This is a genomic window from Devosia sp. 2618 (genome assembly GCF_040546815.1).
GTDB lineage: Bacteria > Pseudomonadota > Alphaproteobacteria > Rhizobiales > Devosiaceae > Devosia.
Window position 1 is genome coordinate 818751 of sequence record NZ_JBEPOO010000001.1, and the last position, 17151, is coordinate 835901.

13 protein-coding genes are annotated in these 17151 nt (G+C 60.2%); 7 read left to right on the forward strand and 6 right to left on the reverse strand.

The features are described from left to right. Nucleotides 1-27: 27 nt before the first annotated feature. The 3 genes from ABIE28_RS04120 to greA all read right to left on the reverse strand — a co-directional run bounded on the left by ABIE28_RS04120 (nucleotide 28) and on the right by greA (nucleotide 2621). Nucleotides 28-921 (reverse strand): LysR family transcriptional regulator, encoded by an 894-nt coding sequence (locus ABIE28_RS04120; protein ID WP_354060392.1) that lies wholly within the window; start codon nucleotides 919-921, stop codon nucleotides 28-30. 116 nt (nucleotides 922-1037) lie between these two features. After that, on the reverse strand, nucleotides 1038-1988 hold the full coding sequence (trxB, locus tag ABIE28_RS04125) for a thioredoxin-disulfide reductase (protein WP_354060394.1): 951 nt from the start codon (nucleotides 1986-1988) through the stop codon (nucleotides 1038-1040). A 159-nt stretch (nucleotides 1989-2147) separates the two neighbouring features. Next, entirely contained in the window at nucleotides 2148-2621 is a 474-nt protein-coding gene (greA, locus tag ABIE28_RS04130; RefSeq protein WP_354060395.1) for a transcription elongation factor GreA, read from the reverse strand. Between the two features lie 351 nt (nucleotides 2622-2972). Between greA and ABIE28_RS04135 the strand changes: the two genes are divergently transcribed. The 5 genes from ABIE28_RS04135 to ABIE28_RS04155 all read left to right on the forward strand — a co-directional run bounded on the left by ABIE28_RS04135 (nucleotide 2973) and on the right by ABIE28_RS04155 (nucleotide 10891). Continuing rightward, nucleotides 2973-4064 carry a PQQ-dependent sugar dehydrogenase gene (locus tag ABIE28_RS04135; RefSeq protein WP_354060397.1) on the forward strand — a complete coding sequence of 364 codons (1092 nt, stop codon included), beginning with the start codon at nucleotides 2973-2975 and terminating at the stop codon, nucleotides 4062-4064. 94 nt (nucleotides 4065-4158) lie between these two features. Continuing rightward, a complete protein-coding gene (ppk2, locus tag ABIE28_RS04140) occupies nucleotides 4159-5073 on the forward strand; it encodes a polyphosphate kinase 2 (protein ID WP_354060399.1) in 915 nt (304 codons plus the stop codon). 247 nt (nucleotides 5074-5320) lie between these two features. Beyond that, complete coding sequence (locus ABIE28_RS04145) at nucleotides 5321-7489, forward strand: FdhF/YdeP family oxidoreductase (RefSeq protein WP_354060401.1); 2169 nt, start codon at nucleotides 5321-5323, stop codon at nucleotides 7487-7489. A gap of 78 nt (nucleotides 7490-7567) precedes the next feature. Then, entirely contained in the window at nucleotides 7568-9151 is a 1584-nt protein-coding gene (locus ABIE28_RS04150; RefSeq protein WP_354060403.1) for a tetratricopeptide repeat-containing diguanylate cyclase, read from the forward strand. 171 nt (nucleotides 9152-9322) lie between these two features. Beyond that, nucleotides 9323-10891, forward strand: a complete 1569-nt coding sequence (locus tag ABIE28_RS04155) for a tetratricopeptide repeat-containing diguanylate cyclase (RefSeq protein WP_354060404.1) — start codon at nucleotides 9323-9325, stop codon at nucleotides 10889-10891. A gap of 22 nt (nucleotides 10892-10913) precedes the next feature. Here ABIE28_RS04155 and ABIE28_RS04160 read toward each other — a convergent pair whose 3' ends face one another. Both ABIE28_RS04160 and ABIE28_RS04165 read right to left on the reverse strand, forming a co-directional pair. Then, nucleotides 10914-12266, reverse strand: a complete 1353-nt coding sequence (locus ABIE28_RS04160; protein ID WP_354060406.1) for a M16 family metallopeptidase — start codon at nucleotides 12264-12266, stop codon at nucleotides 10914-10916. Between the two features lie 4 nt (nucleotides 12267-12270). After that, nucleotides 12271-13623, reverse strand: coding sequence for a M16 family metallopeptidase (locus tag ABIE28_RS04165; RefSeq protein WP_502913358.1), 1353 nt, complete (start codon nucleotides 13621-13623; stop codon nucleotides 12271-12273). Between the two features lie 179 nt (nucleotides 13624-13802). Here ABIE28_RS04165 and ettA point away from each other — a divergent pair, with 179 nt between their 5' ends. Together ettA and ABIE28_RS04175 are read left to right on the forward strand one after the other, a co-directional pair. Next, entirely contained in the window at nucleotides 13803-15458 is a 1656-nt protein-coding gene (gene ettA, locus ABIE28_RS04170; RefSeq protein WP_354060408.1) for an energy-dependent translational throttle protein EttA, read from the forward strand. Nucleotides 15459-15545: 87 nt separating this feature from the next. Then, a complete protein-coding gene (locus ABIE28_RS04175) occupies nucleotides 15546-16397 on the forward strand; it encodes an alpha/beta fold hydrolase (RefSeq protein ID WP_354060410.1) in 852 nt (283 codons plus the stop codon). A gap of 144 nt (nucleotides 16398-16541) precedes the next feature. Here the strand turns inward: ABIE28_RS04175 and ABIE28_RS04180 are convergent, their stop codons facing one another. Next, complete coding sequence (locus ABIE28_RS04180; RefSeq protein WP_354060412.1) at nucleotides 16542-16991, reverse strand: host attachment protein; 450 nt, start codon at nucleotides 16989-16991, stop codon at nucleotides 16542-16544. Nucleotides 16992-17151: the final 160 nt, after the last annotated feature.

Below are 17151 nucleotides of genomic sequence, written 5' to 3' on the forward strand. Positions count from 1 at the left end.
TCGGCTTCGCCTTGGCCAATACCTGGCTTAGAAACTCCACTCCCTCGCCTTGGCGACGAGGAAGTCGCGGAAAACGCCGACGCGTTTGGAGTTTTTGAGCGCGGGGGGATAAACGAAATAGGCTTCGTAGGCGGGCAGTTCGATCTCTGGGAGAACCTGAACGAGGCCGTCTTCTGTCTCGGTGACGTAGTCGGGCAGCATGGCGATGCCGGTGCCAGCGCGGCAGGCCTGCAGCATACCGTAGATCGAGTTCACCTTGAGCGCGGCGCGGCGCGGGGTGGAATCGGTGCGGCCCATGCGTTCGAGGAAGTTGATGTCGCCGAGATAGGACGGGACCGGCTCACCGAAGCTGACGATGCGGTGGTCGTCGAGCTGCTCGCCGCTGGAGGGCATGCCATGCTCGTCGATGTACTTATTGGACGCGTAGAAGTGGTTGTGGACCGTGAACAGCTTGCGCTGGATCATTTCGGACTGGTTCGGGCGATGCAAGCGGATGGCCACGTCGGCCTCGCGCATGGCCAGGTCGAGCTCGGCGTCGTTGAGGCGGATTTCGAGCTGGATCAGCGGATAAAGCTTGAGGAACTCATCTAGCCGCGAGGATAGCCAGGTGGAGCCGATGCCCACGGTGGTCGTAACGATCAGGGGGCCGGTGGGCACATCCTGACTTTCCGACATCTGGGTTTCAACCTGCTGCAGCTCCCAATGCATCCGGTGGGCGGTGCGGAACAGCTGCTCGCCGACTTCGGTGAGGACCAGGCCGCGCGCGTGGCGGATGAAGAGCTTGAGGCCGAGGTCATCCTCGAGCGCTGAAATCTGGCGGCTGACAGCCGACTGGCTCATGCCGAGCTTTTCGGCGGCATGGGTGAAACTGCCCGACTCGGCGGCGGTATGGAAAATCCGGAGCTTGTCCCAGTCGAGCATTTCTTTTGACGCTTTCTACTTGGCGATCAGCCGGGGTGCGGAACCTTGCCTGCCATAACGGCGGAGACATGGCAGAAGAGATATTTGCTGAAGTCAGATGTGAAGATCATGGTGATCTACTCCGCTGCTTCAGCAAGTTCATGTTCGGCAAGGAAGCGCTCGGCTTCGAGCGCGGCCATGCAGCCCATGCCAGCCGCAGTGATGGCCTGACGATAAACATCGTCGGTCACATCGCCCGCGGCGAAGACGCCGGGCACGTTTGTTTCGGTGGTGCCGGGCTTTACCTGCAGGTAGCCGCCTGGCTTCATGTCGAGCTTGCCCGAGAAGATGGACGTGGCTGGTGCGTGGCCAATGGCGATGAAAATGCCATCGATCGGCTGGTCATAGGTACGGTTGCTGACCAGATCGCGCAGCGTGACGCTGTTGACCGACGGCGGCATGACCGAGCCGTCGATGTGAGCGATCTCGGTATTCCAGCGCACTTCGATCTTGTGGTTCTTGAACAGGCGATCCTGCAGGATACGCTCGGCGCGGAACTCGTCGCGACGGTGAACCAGGATCACCTTGGACGCAAAATTGGTGAGGAACAGCGCTTCTTCGACAGCGGTATTGCCGCCGCCGACCACAAGCACTTCCTTGTTGCGATAGAAAAAACCATCGCAGGTGGCGCAGGCGGACACGCCAAAGCCCTGGAACTTCTGTTCGGATGGCAGGCCAAGCCACTTGGCCTGGGCACCGGTCGCGATGATGACGCTGTCGGCGGTGTAGATGTCGCCGCTATCGCCGGTGAGGACGAACGGGCGTTTCTCGAAATCGACATTGACGATGAGGTCGTTGACGATCTTGGTGCCGACATGCTCGGCCTGTGCCTTCATCTGATCCATGAGCCACGGGCCCTGAACCACGTCAGCAAAGCCGGGGTAGTTTTCGACATCGGTCGTGATGGTCAGCTGGCCACCGGGCTGCAGACCCTGGATCATCACGGGCTCAAGCATGGCGCGTGCTGCATAGATGGCAGCCGTGTAGCCAGCAGGACCTGAACCAATAATGATGACTTTCGCGTGCATCGCGACGCTCTCCGACAAAAATGCGGGTACTCCCCCCGGCCTCTAGTTAAAGGCCGAAGGAGCACTCTTTCAAGGTAAACCGACGTTCCGCACAGCACGTGCCTGTGGAACAGGCGGAAATGTCACACACCAGACTGGCAAATGCCCGTCCAGAGGGCGCTAGACATACCTGATCTTGACGATTTCGTAGCTGCGGGCACCACCGGGAGCGGAGACCTCGAACGAATCGCCCTCTTCCTTGCCAATCATGGCGCGGGCGATGGGCGAGGAAATCGAGATGCGGCCGCCCGAGGCATCAGCCTCTGGATCGCCGACGACCTGATAGGTCTTTTCTTCCTCGGTATCCTCGTCGAGATAGGTCACGGTCGCGCCGAACTTGACGGTCGAGCCGCTGAGCTTGGTGACATCGATGATGTCGGCCAGCGCCAGAATGGTCTCGAGTTCCTTGATGCGGCCTTCATTGAGGCTCTGCTGTTCCTTGGCGGCCGAGTATTCGGCGTTTTCGGAAAGGTCACCATGGGCGCGCGCTTCGGCGATCGCGTCGATGATCCGACGGCGCTCGGTGGCAGTGCGGTGCTCAAATTCGGCGGTCAGAGCCTTGTGGCCCCCAACCGTCATCGGGATCTTGTCCATTTTCGTCGCCTCCAATCGGCACGGCAGAGCGAGCCAGACGATTTGAAGGAATCAAATCGCTTGGCTCTATTTGTTGTCGCAAGACGTATCGCGATAAGCCGGTATCCGACTTTTCGCATCTTGCTTTGATAGCCTCGCCCCCAGCCAAAATCCGTTCGGCGTGCGCTTCACGATTAGTTTTAGGGGGAGATGAGGACAAATTGCCCGCCTGCCGCGTTTCGGTCAAGCGGGTGTTGTCATCAAGATGGTCATCTCCACACACGCATTCAAGATTTTAGCTTCACGTTCGAAAGGCCACGCATGCATTTCCAAAGCAAAATCTCCATTACGGCGACTGCACTTGCACTTGTGATGAGCGCACCAGCATTTGCGCAGACGATAGATTCAAGCGCGGGCAAACTGACGGCGACGGTTATCGCGGACGGATTGAGCCATCCATGGGCCCTAGGATTTTTACCCGATGGCCGGATGCTGGTGACCGAGCGTAGCGGGCAGTTGCGGGTGGTCCATGATGGAGTGGTTGGTGAGCCGATCGACGGCGTACCCAATGTCTACAATGAAGGGCAGGGCGGCCTGCTCGATGTGGCGCTGGCGCCAGATTTTGAAACCAGCGGGCAGATTTACCTGACATTCTCCGAACGGGCGGAAGACGCGGGGCAGCAGCGCGGGCAGGGCACGGCGGTGCTGTCGGCCAAGCTGGTGCTGGATGGCGATGGCGGGCGGCTGGAAGACCAGAAGGTCATCCTCCGCATGAACAAGTTCACGACGACCAACCGGCATTTCGGTTCGCGCGTGGTAGTGGGTACGGACGGCAATCTGTTCGTGACGTTGGGCGAACGGGGCGAGCAGGACCGGGCGCAGGATTTTGGCGACCTGGCTGGAGCGGTGGCGCGTATTGCGCCAGATGGCTCGGTGCCGGCGGATAATCCGCAGGTCGATGGCTGGGCGCCGGAGCTGTGGAGCAAGGGCCATCGCAATCCGCAGGGCGCCGCGGTGCGGGCAGATGGGCAGTTGTTTACGGTCGAGCATGGGGCACGCGGCGGCGATGAGCTGAACAATCCGCAGCCGGGCGCCAATTATGGCTGGCCGGTCATCACCTATGGCGTGGATTATTCTGGCGTGCCGATTGGTGTCGGCACGGAAAAGGCCGGGATGGAACAGCCGCTGTTTTACTGGGACCCATCGATCTCACCATCGGGGCTGGCGTTTTATGATGCGGATCTGATCCCGGAGTGGAAGGGCGATCTGCTAACCGGCGGGCTGAGCGGACAGGTGCTGGTGCATCTCGATATGGACGGCGACACGGTGGTGACCGAGGAGCGGTTATTTCAAGGTGAGCTTGGCCGAGTTCGCGATGTGCGGGTTGGGCCGGATGGAGCGGTCTATGTGTTGACCGATGACGGGAATGGTAAGTTGATCCGGGTGGCGCCGGAGGGGAAGTAGGGCATTTCAGCTCTCCCCTTGGGGAGAGGTGAACAGGGACAGTCACAATACTGTAATCTGCGCATGAACATTGGCGGCTCAAATGGAGGCGCCAATGACCAACCAAGAATTGCAGGCCGAACTCGACCGCATTCGTGCTGAAATTTCAGACTCCTTTGATGAGGAGCTGGAGCTTCAGTTCGCGGATGATCAGCTTGAAATGCTCGCCGGCGGAGAAGATCGCCCGGGCGGGCCGACGCTGGATCGGCGCATATATTTCCGCGAGTTGTTCCGGCTGCAGCACGAACTGGTGCGGCTGCAGGACTGGATTGCGCATAACAAGCTCAAGGTCGCGGTGATCTTTGAAGGGCGTGACTCGGCCGGCAAGGGCGGGGCGATCAAGCGCATTACGCAGCGGCTCAATCCGCGGGTGTGCCGCGTGGTGGCGCTACCGGCGCCAAATGACCGCGAAAAGACGCAGTGGTATTTCCAGCGTTATGTGCCCCATCTGCCGGCGGCGGGCGAAATGGTGCTGTTTGATCGCTCCTGGTACAACCGGGCCGGTGTGGAACGGGTGATGGGGTTCTGCACGCCCAATGAGCTGGAAGAGTTCTTCCGCTCGGTGCCGGACTTTGAAAAGATGCTGGTTCGGTCGGGTATCATCCTGATCAAGTTCTGGTTTTCGATCAGCAATGAAGAGCAGGAATTCCGCTTCAAGATGCGGATCGACGATCCGCTGAAGCAGTGGAAGCTTTCGCCGATGGACATGGAATCCCGCCGTCATTGGGAGGATTATACCAAGGCCAAGGAAGACATGTTGCAGCGCACCCATATCCCGGAATCGCCATGGTGGGTGGTGGATGCCGATGACAAAAAGCGCGCGCGGCTCAATACGATTGCGCATCTGCTGAGCGCGATCCCTTATGGCGACGTGCCCAAGCCGACGGTGGTGCTGCCCGATCGTATCCGACACCCGGATTATGCGCGTGGGCCGGTTCCGGCAGAGATGCATGTGAAGGCGGTGTATTAGGGGGGCTTGCCGCTCCCTTTGGGGGAGGTTGGCCGCAACGGTGGGTGAAGGGGCCTTGTTCACGCGCCTCACCCAGTAAAGGCCCCCTCACCCGACCCAAGAGGGTCGACCTCTCCCCCGAAGGGAGAGGTGAGAAGCTTTGCTCGCGACCTCGTGGTTCTCCCTTGGATAAGGCTTGCGTCATTGCAGGCTTGCCACCGTGGCTTGCGCGACCGAGAATGGTTGCGGAGCGAGCGGGAGGATTGTCGTGGCCGATACCAGCCATATCGTGGGCGGTGGACCCAAGAAGGTTCTCTATACACTGGCCACCATTGCCCGGATGGGCGTGGGCAAGGCTGGCAAGGCGCTGACGGCCAAGAATGCCTGCAAGGCCTGTGCTTATGGCATGGGCGGGCAGCGCGGCGGCATGACCAATGAACTCGATGAGTTTCCCTCGGTCTGCAACAAGAGTGTGCAGGCGCAATCGACCGATATCCAGCCGGCTATCCCAAAAGAAATTTTCGAGCACAGTTTTGCCGATCTGCAGGAACTGACCGGCCGCGAGATGGAGCATCTTGGGCGATTGGCGACGCCGCTATTCAAGCGGGCGGGGTCGGACAAGTTTGAGCCGGTCGACTGGGATTTTGCCATCAACCATGCCGCGCAAAAGCTGGCGCAGACCAATCCGCGCCGCAGCTTTTTTTATTCTTCGGGCCGGTCGTCGAACGAAGCAGGGTTTTTGTTCCAGCTGCTGGCGCGGGCCTATGGCACAAATAACGTCAACAACTGCTCTTACTATTGCCATCAGGCGACCAGCGAAGGGCTGGCGACGACCATTGGCACGGGCACGGCCAGTGTCGAGCTGGAGGATTTGACGGGCACCGATATGGTGTTTGTGATCGGCGCCAATCCATCGTCGAACCATCCGCGCTTTATTCACATGCTCAAGAATTGTCGCGAGCGGGGCGGCGAGGTGATCGTCATCAATCCGGCCAAGGAGCCGGGGCTGGTAAAGTTTGCCGTGCCGAAATCGCCGAGCTCCATGCTCAAGGGCGGCAGCGAGATCGCCTCGGACTATGTGCAGCCGCGCATTGGGTCGGACGTTGCGCTGATGAAGGGTATCGCCAAGGCGGTGCTTGAAATGGGCTATGAGGATCGGGCGTTCATCGTGGCCCATACCAGCGGTTTTGCGGCGTTCGAGGCTGATCTTGTGGCGCTGAGCTGGGACGATATCACCCACGCCTGCGGCATTGCGCGGGAGAACATCGAGCATATCGCGACGCGTTATGGGCAGGCCGAAAAGGTGGTTTTCGCCTGGGGCATGGGCATGACGCACCATATTCATGGCGTCGAAAATGTCGAAGCCATCGCCAATCTGGCGACGTTGCGCGGCATGGTGGGCAAGCGATATGCCGGACTATTGCCGCTGCGTGGACATTCGAACGTTCAGGGCATCGGCACGATCGGCGTCAAACCGGTTTTGGCCAAGGACGTGCTTGCCAAGATGGAAGCGGCGTTTGGCGTCAAATTTCCCGAGGAAAAGGGCTTTGACACCATGGCGTGCCTCAAGGCCGCCGAAGCGGGCGAGGTCGACAGTGCCGTCATCATGGGTGGCAATCTGTGGGGCGCGACGCCGGACCGGGCCTTTGCCAGCCGGGCGTTGGAAGCCATTGGTTTCAAACTGTTTTTGACGACGACGCTCAATATGGGCCACGTGCATGGCTTAGGCGATGGCGAGGTGCTGGTGTTGCCAGTCACGGCGCGCGACGAGGAGTGGGAGCCCACCACGCAGGAGTCGATGTTCAACTATGTGCGGCTCAGCGATGGTGGCATTTGCCGACTGGAAAGTGTGCGACCGGAGAGCTGGATTCTAGGTGAAATCGGGCAGCGGTTGTTGCCCAATTCCCCCATTCAATTCAAGGCGTTCAGTGCCCATGCCAAAGTGCGCGATGCGATTGCGGCCATCGTGCCGGGCATGGAGGAATTGGCCGATATCGACGTGGCCAAGCGCGAATTCCACATCAAGAGCCGGGTGATGCACACGCCTGAATTCGGCACTCCGGATGGCCGGGCGCATTTCGTGGTGACGCCGATTCCAACGCTGCAGCGCGAGCGGCTGACGTTGGCAACGATGCGCAGCGAGGGGCAGTTCAACACCATAATCTATGAGGAAAAGGACAGCTATCGCGGTGGCGCCGGGCGCCATGCGGTGTTCCTCAATGGCGACGACATGGCGGCGTTTGGCGTGGTCGAGGGGCAGCGGGTGACGGTTGCGTCCGACACCGGCAGCATGGCCGCAATTGCCACGGCGTTCGATCTGCCGCGTGGCAGCGCCATGGCATATTATCCTGAAGCCAATGTGCTGGTGGGCACCGAAGTGGACCCGCGCAGCAAGACGCCGGCCTTTAAATCTGTGCCAGTTTGGATAGAAGCATAGTAATCCGAGGGCTTTTTTTGTACTTATTATCTGTTCCGTAATGGTTTGATGTAGGTTTTATTACCTCATGGAATGGTTGTGGCAGTGATTGAATCCAAGCAAACAGATGTCCGATCTGCTCTGGAAAAAGGGTGGCTGTATGGACGGACGGGGCGCTCCGTCGAAGGCCTTAAACAAGCCATGCAATTGCTGCCGATTCTTGAAGCCGCCAAAGATGAATGGTTGCTCGCCGACTGCATGTTGCAAACTGGCTGGTTCAACTTGCAGCTTGGCCATCCCGATCGTGGAGTCGATTCGGCTTATAATGCCCGACACCTGTTCTTGCAGTGCGGCGCGCGGCCCAAGCATGCGTTTGCGTCGGCAGTGTATGGCTGGGTACTGGCCGAACTTGGTCTGGTCGATGAGGGGTTTGAAGCGAGCCAGTTGGCGGTGTCGCTGGCGGAAACCGTCGACGATGATTGCACGCTCTCCATTGCGCTTCATTCCAAAGCTGTCGCCTATGTGATGATCAAGCAGGAGACGCTGGCCTATCCGCTGTTGGAGCGCGCACTCGCGCTCGCGCTGGGCGCCAACTACATCTCCAACTGTGCGCTGTTCAACGTGACCATGGGCTACGCCATCGGCGCCAGAGGGGACGTGCTGCGCGATACGGGCGAAGTTGAGGCGAGCAAGGTCGCTTACGGGCAGTCGATCGAGTATTTCGACAAAGCCATTGTCTATGCCCGTCAGTGCGGCGATATCTGGAACTTGGGCACCGCGCTGACCAACAGGGCAGAAAACGAGGTACTGCTCGATCAGCCGCTCAAGGCGCTTGAAACGCTGGAAGAGGCGGATGACCTGCCGGGACCGCACGGCATTCGCCGCGACATTCATTATCTGTATACGCTGGGGCAGACTATGCTCTCGCTCAACCGGTTGGATGAAGCGCTGGCGGTGTGCGAGCGCGCGGTGGCGCTGGCGGAGAGCACCAGCCACATCGACCATCAGGTGAACACTCTACGCCGACTGGCCGAAGCGCATGAAGCACTGGGCCATTTCGAAGCGGCGATGAGCAACTACAAAAAGTATCACATCGCCTATCAGCACCAGATGGGTGTGCTGACGCAGCGGCGTGCGCAAATGACCGAGATGCGGCTTGAGAATGCACGGCTGCGCTCCATTGCCGAGCAGTTCGAGCGGCAGGCGACGCATGACGATCTGACAGGCCTGCCCAACCGACGGAGTCTGGAAGCGCATTTCCAGAAGCTTAAAGGGAGAGTGTTCGCGGTCGCGATCCTTGACCTCGACTTCTTCAAGCAGGTCAATGATCGTTATTCCCACGCTGTGGGAGATACGGTTTTGCGGATGACGGGAGAATTGCTTGGATCCCGTGGAAACGACGTGACGGCCTTCCGGATGGGCGGCGAGGAGTTCGCCCTGCTGTTTGATCACGGCGATAGCGAAGCAGCATTTGCGACCTGCGAGGCGATCCGGCAGCAGCTGGAGGGCAATTCCTGGGAGCAGGCGGCACGGGGCTTGCGGGTGACGGCAAGCATCGGGCTGGCGGTCGGCAAAAGCGCCGAGGACATCATGCCGGTCGCGGATGCGCGGCTATACAAGGCCAAATCATCTGGACGAAATCGCGTCGTTGCCGTGGACGTTGGCAGAATTCGATTTGCCTGAAACGAAAAATACACATCCCACCGCCGCGAGAAGAAACTTGGTCGTTTCTGACTGGCTGTATTTCTAAATAATTGTGCGCTATGTCCTGCCCGCGCACATCTTTGACTTGAGGGTATTCGGCATTTTCACGAGTGTGACTATTCGGTCAAAGATTTTACTGAAATTGTACGCATGACCGTTCGCGAGCGATTGCAGGCGGGATGGCAGTTGGGCCGTCTCGGGCAGGCCGAACAAGGCCTGGAGCAGGCCAAGGACATTCTGGTTCGGTTGCGGTTGGAGGGCGACGAGTGGGCACTCGCCGACTGCATGCTGCAGATTGCCTGGTTCAATTTGCAACTGGGTCACTCCGCGGTCGGGCTCGACATGGCTGAGGGCGCCAAGCAGCTTTTTCTGACCTGCGGTGATCGTCTGAACCACGCCAAGGCGACTTATATCCATGCGGCGCTGCTGCTCGATTTTGGCCTCGCTGACGAGGCCTATTCGGTCATCCAGATCGGTGTCTCACTGGCGGAGGCGACCAAGAACTCGACGACTATCGCCTGTGCCCTGAACGTGAAGGGTGCGGCCTTGTTGCTGTCGCGGCAGTTTGATCTGGGCGAGCAGGTTCTGCGTAAGGCACGGCTGCATGCGCAGGCGACCGGCGACGTGCTGATCATGGAGTATGTCGAGAACAATATCGGTCTGGCCTGTGTCCTGCGAGGGGACGCCTTGAAGGCGGAGGGGCCGAGCGATGAGGTGCTCAAGCTCTATCGCCAGGGCATCGCCGTGTTCCAGCAGGCTGCCGTGTGGGCGAGGGAGTGTGGTGACCACTGGAATCTCAGGGTTATCCTTGCCAATTGTGCCGAAGCGTCCATGCTGGTCGGAGATGTTGACGGCGCGTTCCAGTGTTTGAGCGAGTATGAGAACCTGCCGGGAACCGGCGGTCCGCGTAGCGAAATCCATTATCTCTATACGCGCGGCGAGGTGTTGCTGCATATCGGGCGGCTCGATGAGGCGCTTGGCCTGTGCGAGGCCGCTCTGGCGTTGGCCGAGAGTTCAGGGCTGCACGACCACAAGGTGAATACGCTGCGGCGGCTGTCGGAAGTGCATGAGCGGCTCGGCAATTTCGAGCAGGCCATTAGCTTTTTCAAACAGTTTCACGAGGCCTATGAACACCAGATGGGCGCCATGACCCAGCGCCGCGCTCAGATGAATGAAATGCGTTCAGAAAATCAGCGGCTCCGCAGCATTGCCGAGCAGTTCGAGCAATTGGCCACGCATGACGAGCTGACGGGGCTACCCAACCGACGCAGCATGGAAGCTGCATTTGGCCAGCTGGATGGGACAGATTTTTGCCTCGCGATCATGGACCTCGACTATTTCAAACGGGTCAATGACGACTTCTCGCATGGCGTGGGCGACGACGTGCTGCGCTATACGGGCGAACTGCTGGCGGCGCGGTCGCAGTGGCTGCAGGCGTTCCGGCTGGGCGGGGAGGAATTTGCGCTGCTGTTCGACCATTCCGATCTCGACCACGCGACCGAGTGCTGTGAGCGGATCAGGTCGGATCTTGAGAAATTGCCGTGGTCCGATCTGGCCAAGGGCCTGCATGTGACCACCAGTATCGGCTTGGCGGTAGGAGCAGGAGCGGAGCAGGTGATGCCGGCGGCGGATCGCCTGCTGTATCGCGCCAAGGCGCAGGGGCGGAACCGGGTGGTCAGTGATCGACCAGAGCGTCCGACCCGCACCGCCGGGATGTAGCGGCGCGGGTCGGTCGATTGATCTAGGGCGTGGTGGCGGGTGCGGCGGCCGGTTCGACCTTTGGACCCAGCAGCATGATGGTGGGCTTGGTTTCCAGCAGCTTTGCCGCGACGGCTTTGACGTCATCGACGGTGACGGCATTGATCAGATCAGTGCGCTCCGACAGATAATCGATGCCCAGGCCGCGCAATTGCAGGCCGACCAGCGTGCTGGCGATGGCGCTCGATGAGCTGAGCTCGTTGAGGGCATAGGAGCCGATGACGTATTTCTTGACGGAAGCCAGTTCGGCTTCGGTCGGGCCTTCGGCGGCCATCTTGGCGATGACATCTTCGATGACGCCCAGCGTTTCCTCGGCGCGGTCCGCGCGAGTGGCGGTGCCCAGCATCAGGCTGTTGGAGTGGCGCTGATTGATCAGCGAGGTGCTGATATTGTAGGTGAGGCCGCGCTTTTCGCGCACTTCGTCGGTCAGCCGCGAGAGCACGCTGCCGCCACCCAGAATTTCGTTCATCAGGTAGGCCGCGAAGAAGTCTGGCTCGCTGCGCGAAACGCCGGGATAGGCCATGTAGATATTGGTTTGGGGCAGAGCGTATTCGACATGCAGGTCCTGGCCGAGCAGGGGCGCCGTGTCTGGAACGGGCGTCAGGGTTGGCTTTTCGGGCAGGGCGCCGAACAGCTGGTCGAGCACGGCAGCGGCGGTTTCGGCATCGATGGCGCCGACTATGCCGACATGCAGGTTTTCGCGAGCAAAGACGGCGGTGTGGAAGGCGCGCAGATCGTCGGCGGTGATGCTGTTCAACGTTTCGACGGTGCCGTCGGTGGAGCGCGCATAGGGGTGGGTGCCAAAGAGGGCTTCATTCCACAAGCGCTGGGCCGTGGTGGCCGGGTTCTGGGCACTGGCGACGATGCCGGAGACCAGCTGGGCGCGCATGCGGTCGATGGGGTTCTGGTCAAAGCGGGGCTGTTCGATGGCCAGCTTGAGCAGCCCGAAAGCCTCCTCGCGCTGGTCGGCCAACATGCGCATCGAGCCATAGATGGTCTCGCGATCGGCACCGAAACCCATTTCGGCGCCAGCATCGTCGAGCTTGATCTGGAAGGCTTCGCTATCGAGATCGCCGGCGCCTTCATCGAACAGCGCGGTGATCAGATTGGCGAGGCCTTCCTTGCCGGCGGGGTCCTGCGCGCTGCCGCCTTCAAAGGCGAAGCGGATGGCAATGATTGGGACCGAATAGTCTTCGACCAGCCAGGCTTCGACGCCGGAGGGCGAAGTGACCTTCTGGAATTCGACTTCGGCATGGGCCGGCAAAACCACCAGCAGCATCAGCAGCGGCGTGGCCAGCAGAACGAGGTGGCGGCGGAGCGAGGGCATGAAGTTCATGGTGTTACTTGGCTCCATTTTCGCTGGGCAGCAGATAGCCGGTCACCGACAAAGCGGGGTTGAGATATTTGGCGGCGACGGCCTGCACCTGTTCGGGCGTGACGGCGCGGATCCGGTCGGGCCATTCGGTGATGTCGGCAATGGTGCTGCCATTAGCGAGGCGGCTGCCATAGATATTGGCCATGCTGGACTGACGGTCGCGGGCGAAAATCAGGCTGCGGACGAAGCGCATCTTGGCGCTTTCGAGTTCGGCAGTGGTGACGCCGTCCTTTATCAGCAGTTCAAGCTGGGCGCTCACTTCGGCTTCGACATCGGCCAGCGTGTGGTCGCCCTGGGGCAGGCCATAGAGCGTGAAACTGCTCGGATCATAGGCGCCGCCATCGTAGTTGGCGCCCGCAGCGGTGGCGATGCCATCCTTGACGACGATCTGCTGGTAGAAGCGGCTGCGCGTGCCGCCGCCGAGGATTTCGGCCAGCAAGTCGAGCGCTTCGGCTTCGCCGGGTTCGGCGGTGCGGTAGTTGGGAACAACCCAGCCGGTGGCAAAGCTCGGGATGCCGACGCGCGGGTCCTTGAGGGTGACCGTGCGGCTGGTGTTGTGCTCGGGTTCAGATGGACGGATGCGCGCTGGCAGGTCGGGGCCGCGCGGCACCTTGGCATAGGTGGTTTCGGCGAGGGCTCGAACGGTGTCGGCATCGACATCGCCGGCAATGACCAGCACGGCATTATTGGGTGCGTAATAGCGGTGGTAGAAATCGAGCGCGTCGGTACGGTTGAGCTGTTCGATCTCGTGCATCCAGCCAATGGTGGGGATGCGATAGGGGTGGTTCTGGTAGAGCGTGGCCGAGGTCTCCTCGGTGAGCAGCGCCTGTGGGCTGCCTTCGACGCGCATACGGCGCTCTTCGAGCACCACGTCGCGCTCGGCGCCGATGACCTCTTCGGAGAGCACGAGGCCGCGCATGCGATCAGCTTCAAAATCCATCATGGCGGGCAGGGCGTCGGGCGAGACGGTCTGGAAATAGGCGGTGACGTCATTGGTGGTGAAGGCATTTCCTTCGCCGCCGATTTCGGCAATGGCGCGCTCCATTTCACCGGCGGGGTGGCGCTCGGTGCCCTTGAACATCAGGTGTTCGAGGAAGTGGGCGATGCCGGATTTGCCGGGTGGCTCATCGGCGCTGCCGACCTTGTACCAGACCATGTGGGTGACGATCGGGGCACGGTGATCGGGGATCACCACGACTTCCAGACCGTTTTCCAGAGTGAAATTGGCGATGTCGGGGCCGGTTTCGGCATCCTGCGCCCATGCCCCGGTGGACATAAGGACGCTGAGGGACAGGGCCAGCGCGGTTCTCAAAATCATGGAGGGCTCCGGAAAAGACAGGCGGGGCAAAGGAATAACAGCACTTATATACGCTGCGTGCAGCAATCGGCGGTTAACGGGGCTGAATTGAGGCTGATGCCGCGACCCGTTGCCCCTTCTGTCGGCTTGCCCTACATAGACGGCCAATCCACGTAAGTCTTAAAGAGGTCAGCAAGCCTATGGCTCGCCAGTTCATCTACCACATGCACGGAATGTCCAAAGCCTATGCCGGCGGCAAGAAGGTGTTGGACAACATCCACCTGTCCTTCTACCCGGACGCCAAGATCGGCGTGCTGGGACCGAACGGCTCGGGTAAATCGACGCTGCTCAAGATCATGGCTGGCATCGACACCGAATTCCAGGGCGAAGCCTGGGTCGCGCAGGGCGCCAAGGTTGGCTATCTCAGCCAGGAGCCTGAGCTGGACCCAGCGCTGAACGTGCTCGGCAACGTCATGACCGGCGTCAAAGAGAAGAAGGCCGTCATCGATCGCTACAACGAACTGATGATGGAATATTCGGACGAGACCGCAGACGAAGCCAGCAAGCTGCAGGACCAGATCGACGCAGAGAACCTGTGGGATCTCGAATCGCAGGTCGAAGTGGCGATGGAAGCGCTCGGCTGCCCTCCGGGCGACGCCGATGTCACGACGCTGTCGGGTGGTGAACGCCGCCGCGTGGCGCTGTGCGCGCTGCTGCTGAGCAAGCCAGACCTTCTGCTGCTGGACGAACCGACCAACCATCTCGACGCCGAAACCACCGCATGGCTGGAACGCCATCTGCGTGAGTTCGAAGGCGCCGTGCTGATCATCACCCACGATCGCTACTTCCTCGACAACGTCACGGGCTGGATTCTCGAGCTCGACCGTGGTCGCGGCGTGCCATACGAAGGCAATTACTCGGCCTATCTCGGTGCCAAGGCCAAGCGCTTTGCCCAGGAAAAGTCCGAGGATCAGGCCCGCGCCAAGGTGCTGGAACGCGAACGCGAATGGATGGGTCAGTCCCCACAGGCGCGCCAGACCAAGTCCAAGGCCCGTCTCAAGGCCTATGACGAACTGGTCAAGCTCAACGACGCCCGTACCCAGTCCTCGACCGCCCAGATCATCATTCCGGCCGGCGAACGCCTCGGCAACAACGTCATCGACGTTGAAGGCCTTTCCAAGTCGTTCGGTGATCGTCTGCTGATCGATAACCTCAACTTCAAGCTGCCTCCGGGCGGTATCGTGGGCATTATCGGGCCAAACGGCGCCGGCAAGACCACGCTGTTCAAAATGCTGACCGGTCAGGAAACGCCCGATGCTGGTTCGGTGACGGTCGCGGAAAACGTGCATCTCGGTTACGTCGACCAGAGCCGCGATAGCCTCAACCCGAACAAGACCGTCTGGGAAGAAATCTCGGAAGGCGACGAAGTGCTGCTGCTGGGCAAGCGCGAAGTGAACTCGCGCGCCTATACGTCCTCGTTCAATTTCAAGGGCGGCGATCAGCAACAGAAGGTGGGCAATCTGTCGGGTGGTCAGCGCAACCGCGTGCACCTCGCCAAGATGCTCAAGAGCGGCGCAAACGTGCTGCTGCTTGACGAACCCACCAACGATCTGGACACCGAAACCCTCGCCGCTTTGGAGGAAGCGCTCGAGGAATTCGCCGGCTGCGCCGTGATCATCAGCCACGATCGCATGTTCCTCGATCGTCTGGCGACGCACATGCTGGCCTTTGAAGGCAACAGCCATGTCGAATGGTTCGAAGGCAACTTCGCCGACTACGAGGCCGACAAGATCCGTCGCCTCGGCGCCGATGCCGTCAATCCAAAGCGCGCGACCTACAAGCCGCTGACACGCTAATCTATCGAAGGCGCTCCACTCGTGGGGCGCCTTTGGCTTTTTTGAAATGCGCAGTGGCTGCGACGAGTTTTGCGTGATGGTGCAACTGTGACTGGTGCGAATTTTTCCATAGAAGTCGGTGGCGCGGTTCTGGCTGGCCGGAAGGTTGGCGAAGGGCTGCCGGTGGTGTTTCTGCATGCCGGCGTTTGCGACAAGCGGATGTGGGACAGCCAAATGGCTGTCGTGGCCGAAGAGGGCTGGCAGGCTATTGCCTATGACCGGCGCGGTTATGGGCAGACGCAGAGCGCCGACGAGGTTTTCAGCCATGTCGATGACCTCGAGACAGTGCTCAAGGCGCTCGATATTCATGCGGCGGTGTTTGTCGGCTGCTCGCTTGGCGGCGGGCTGGCGGTGGATTTTGCGCTGCGTCATCCGGGTCGGGTGATCGGGCTGGTGCTGATCGGCACGTCGGTGACCGGCGCGCCATGGACCGCGACGCAGGCCGAGGAGCAGATCGAGGCGGCCGAGGAAGACGCCTATGAGCGTGGCGACCTCGATATGCTCAACCGGGTGCAGGCGCATGAATGGCTCGATGGGCCACGCGCGCAAAGCGGTCGGGTTGGCGGCGCGGTGCGTGAGCTTTTTCTGGACATGAATTCCATCGCGCTCAACAAGCCCGAGCTGACGCAGGAAGAGCGTCCGCCCAATGCCTGGCAGCGCGTGTCGGAGATCGGCGCGCCGTCATTGCTGCTGGTTGGCGATGAGGATTTTACCACCCTGATCGAACGGCATGATCATCTATCGGAAGAAATGCCGAACGCTTTTGCGGCGGTACTTGAGGGCACGGCGCATATTCCGAGCATCGAGCGGCCTGATCTGGTCAATTCGATGCTGCTTGAATTTCTCGATGCCATTGAAGGTGGCGATGACGAGGATTTCGATGAAGAAGCAGCGGACTAGCCGAAACGGCTGACGACTGGGTGTCAGGCTCTGCCAGCTTGATTCAATAGGTTGAGATTTCGATTCAAGACATTGAGAAGCCGATTCAACGCACTTGCAGGTTGAATCGGCTTTTTGCCTTAGTCGTCTGTATTGGCGCGATAATTACGCGGCCAGAATACCGTCGAAATGCTTGTCGAGCTGATCAGATGGCAGGTTGGTCAAATCTTTGTTCAACTCGGCCACCACGGTCTTTTTGACACCGGCGGTGATCGCCTGACGCAAATCGCCGAGGGCGATTGGTGCGGCGGCAATAACGAGACGGTCGAATGCACCGTTTTGCTGCTTGCGGTCAAGCTCTGCGGCGACGCCTTTGATAAATTCTGCTTCGCGATATTCAACAGGATCAGTGCGTGGTTCGAAACCACCACGACCGTAGCCGCCCGGCGTGCGGTTGCTGCCCTGGCGGTCGCTGACAAGTTCCTGCGCCTGTAGCGGCTCTATCGACCAGTTGAGCCCTTCGACCAAAGTGAGCCCTTTGCCCGGTCCGGTATTTTCGAGGACCCGCGCTTGCGCGCCGTTGGCGATCAAAACCCAGGTGACGGTCTTTTTCATGTTGTGCTCCTAATGGTCATAGTGGCGAGCGCGCGAAGCGCTCCCAAGACGAACGCTTGCGAAGGCAAAAGGTTGGCGCGGACCCATCACCTTTACGAGCCGCTCTGATCACAAACTGTCATTGGCCGGATGGCGGTGGCGTTGCTATCAGAGGCGCAGG

Bases quoted from the DNA above. Each gene is read 5' to 3' on its own strand.
- ABIE28_RS04120 (WP_354060392.1), bottom strand. From the start codon at position 921: ATGCTCGACTGGGACAAGCTCCGGATTTTCCATACCGCCGCCGAGTCG.
- trxB (WP_354060394.1), bottom strand. From the start codon at position 1,988: ATGCACGCGAAAGTCATCATTATTGGTTCAGGTCCTGCTGGCTACACG.
- greA (WP_354060395.1), bottom strand. From the start codon at position 2,621: ATGGACAAGATCCCGATGACGGTTGGGGGCCACAAGGCTCTGACCGCC.
- ABIE28_RS04135 (WP_354060397.1), top strand. From the start codon at position 2,973: ATGAGCGCACCAGCATTTGCGCAGACGATAGATTCAAGCGCGGGCAAA.
- ppk2 (WP_354060399.1), top strand. From the start codon at position 4,159: ATGACCAACCAAGAATTGCAGGCCGAACTCGACCGCATTCGTGCTGAA.
- ABIE28_RS04155 (WP_354060404.1), top strand. From the start codon at position 9,323: ATGACCGTTCGCGAGCGATTGCAGGCGGGATGGCAGTTGGGCCGTCTC.
- ABIE28_RS04160 (WP_354060406.1), bottom strand. From the start codon at position 12,266: ATGAACTTCATGCCCTCGCTCCGCCGCCACCTCGTTCTGCTGGCCACG.
- ABIE28_RS04165 (WP_502913358.1), bottom strand. From the start codon at position 13,623: ATGATTTTGAGAACCGCGCTGGCCCTGTCCCTCAGCGTCCTTATGTCC.
- ettA (WP_354060408.1), top strand. From the start codon at position 13,803: ATGGCTCGCCAGTTCATCTACCACATGCACGGAATGTCCAAAGCCTAT.
- ABIE28_RS04180 (WP_354060412.1), bottom strand. From the start codon at position 16,991: ATGAAAAAGACCGTCACCTGGGTTTTGATCGCCAACGGCGCGCAAGCG.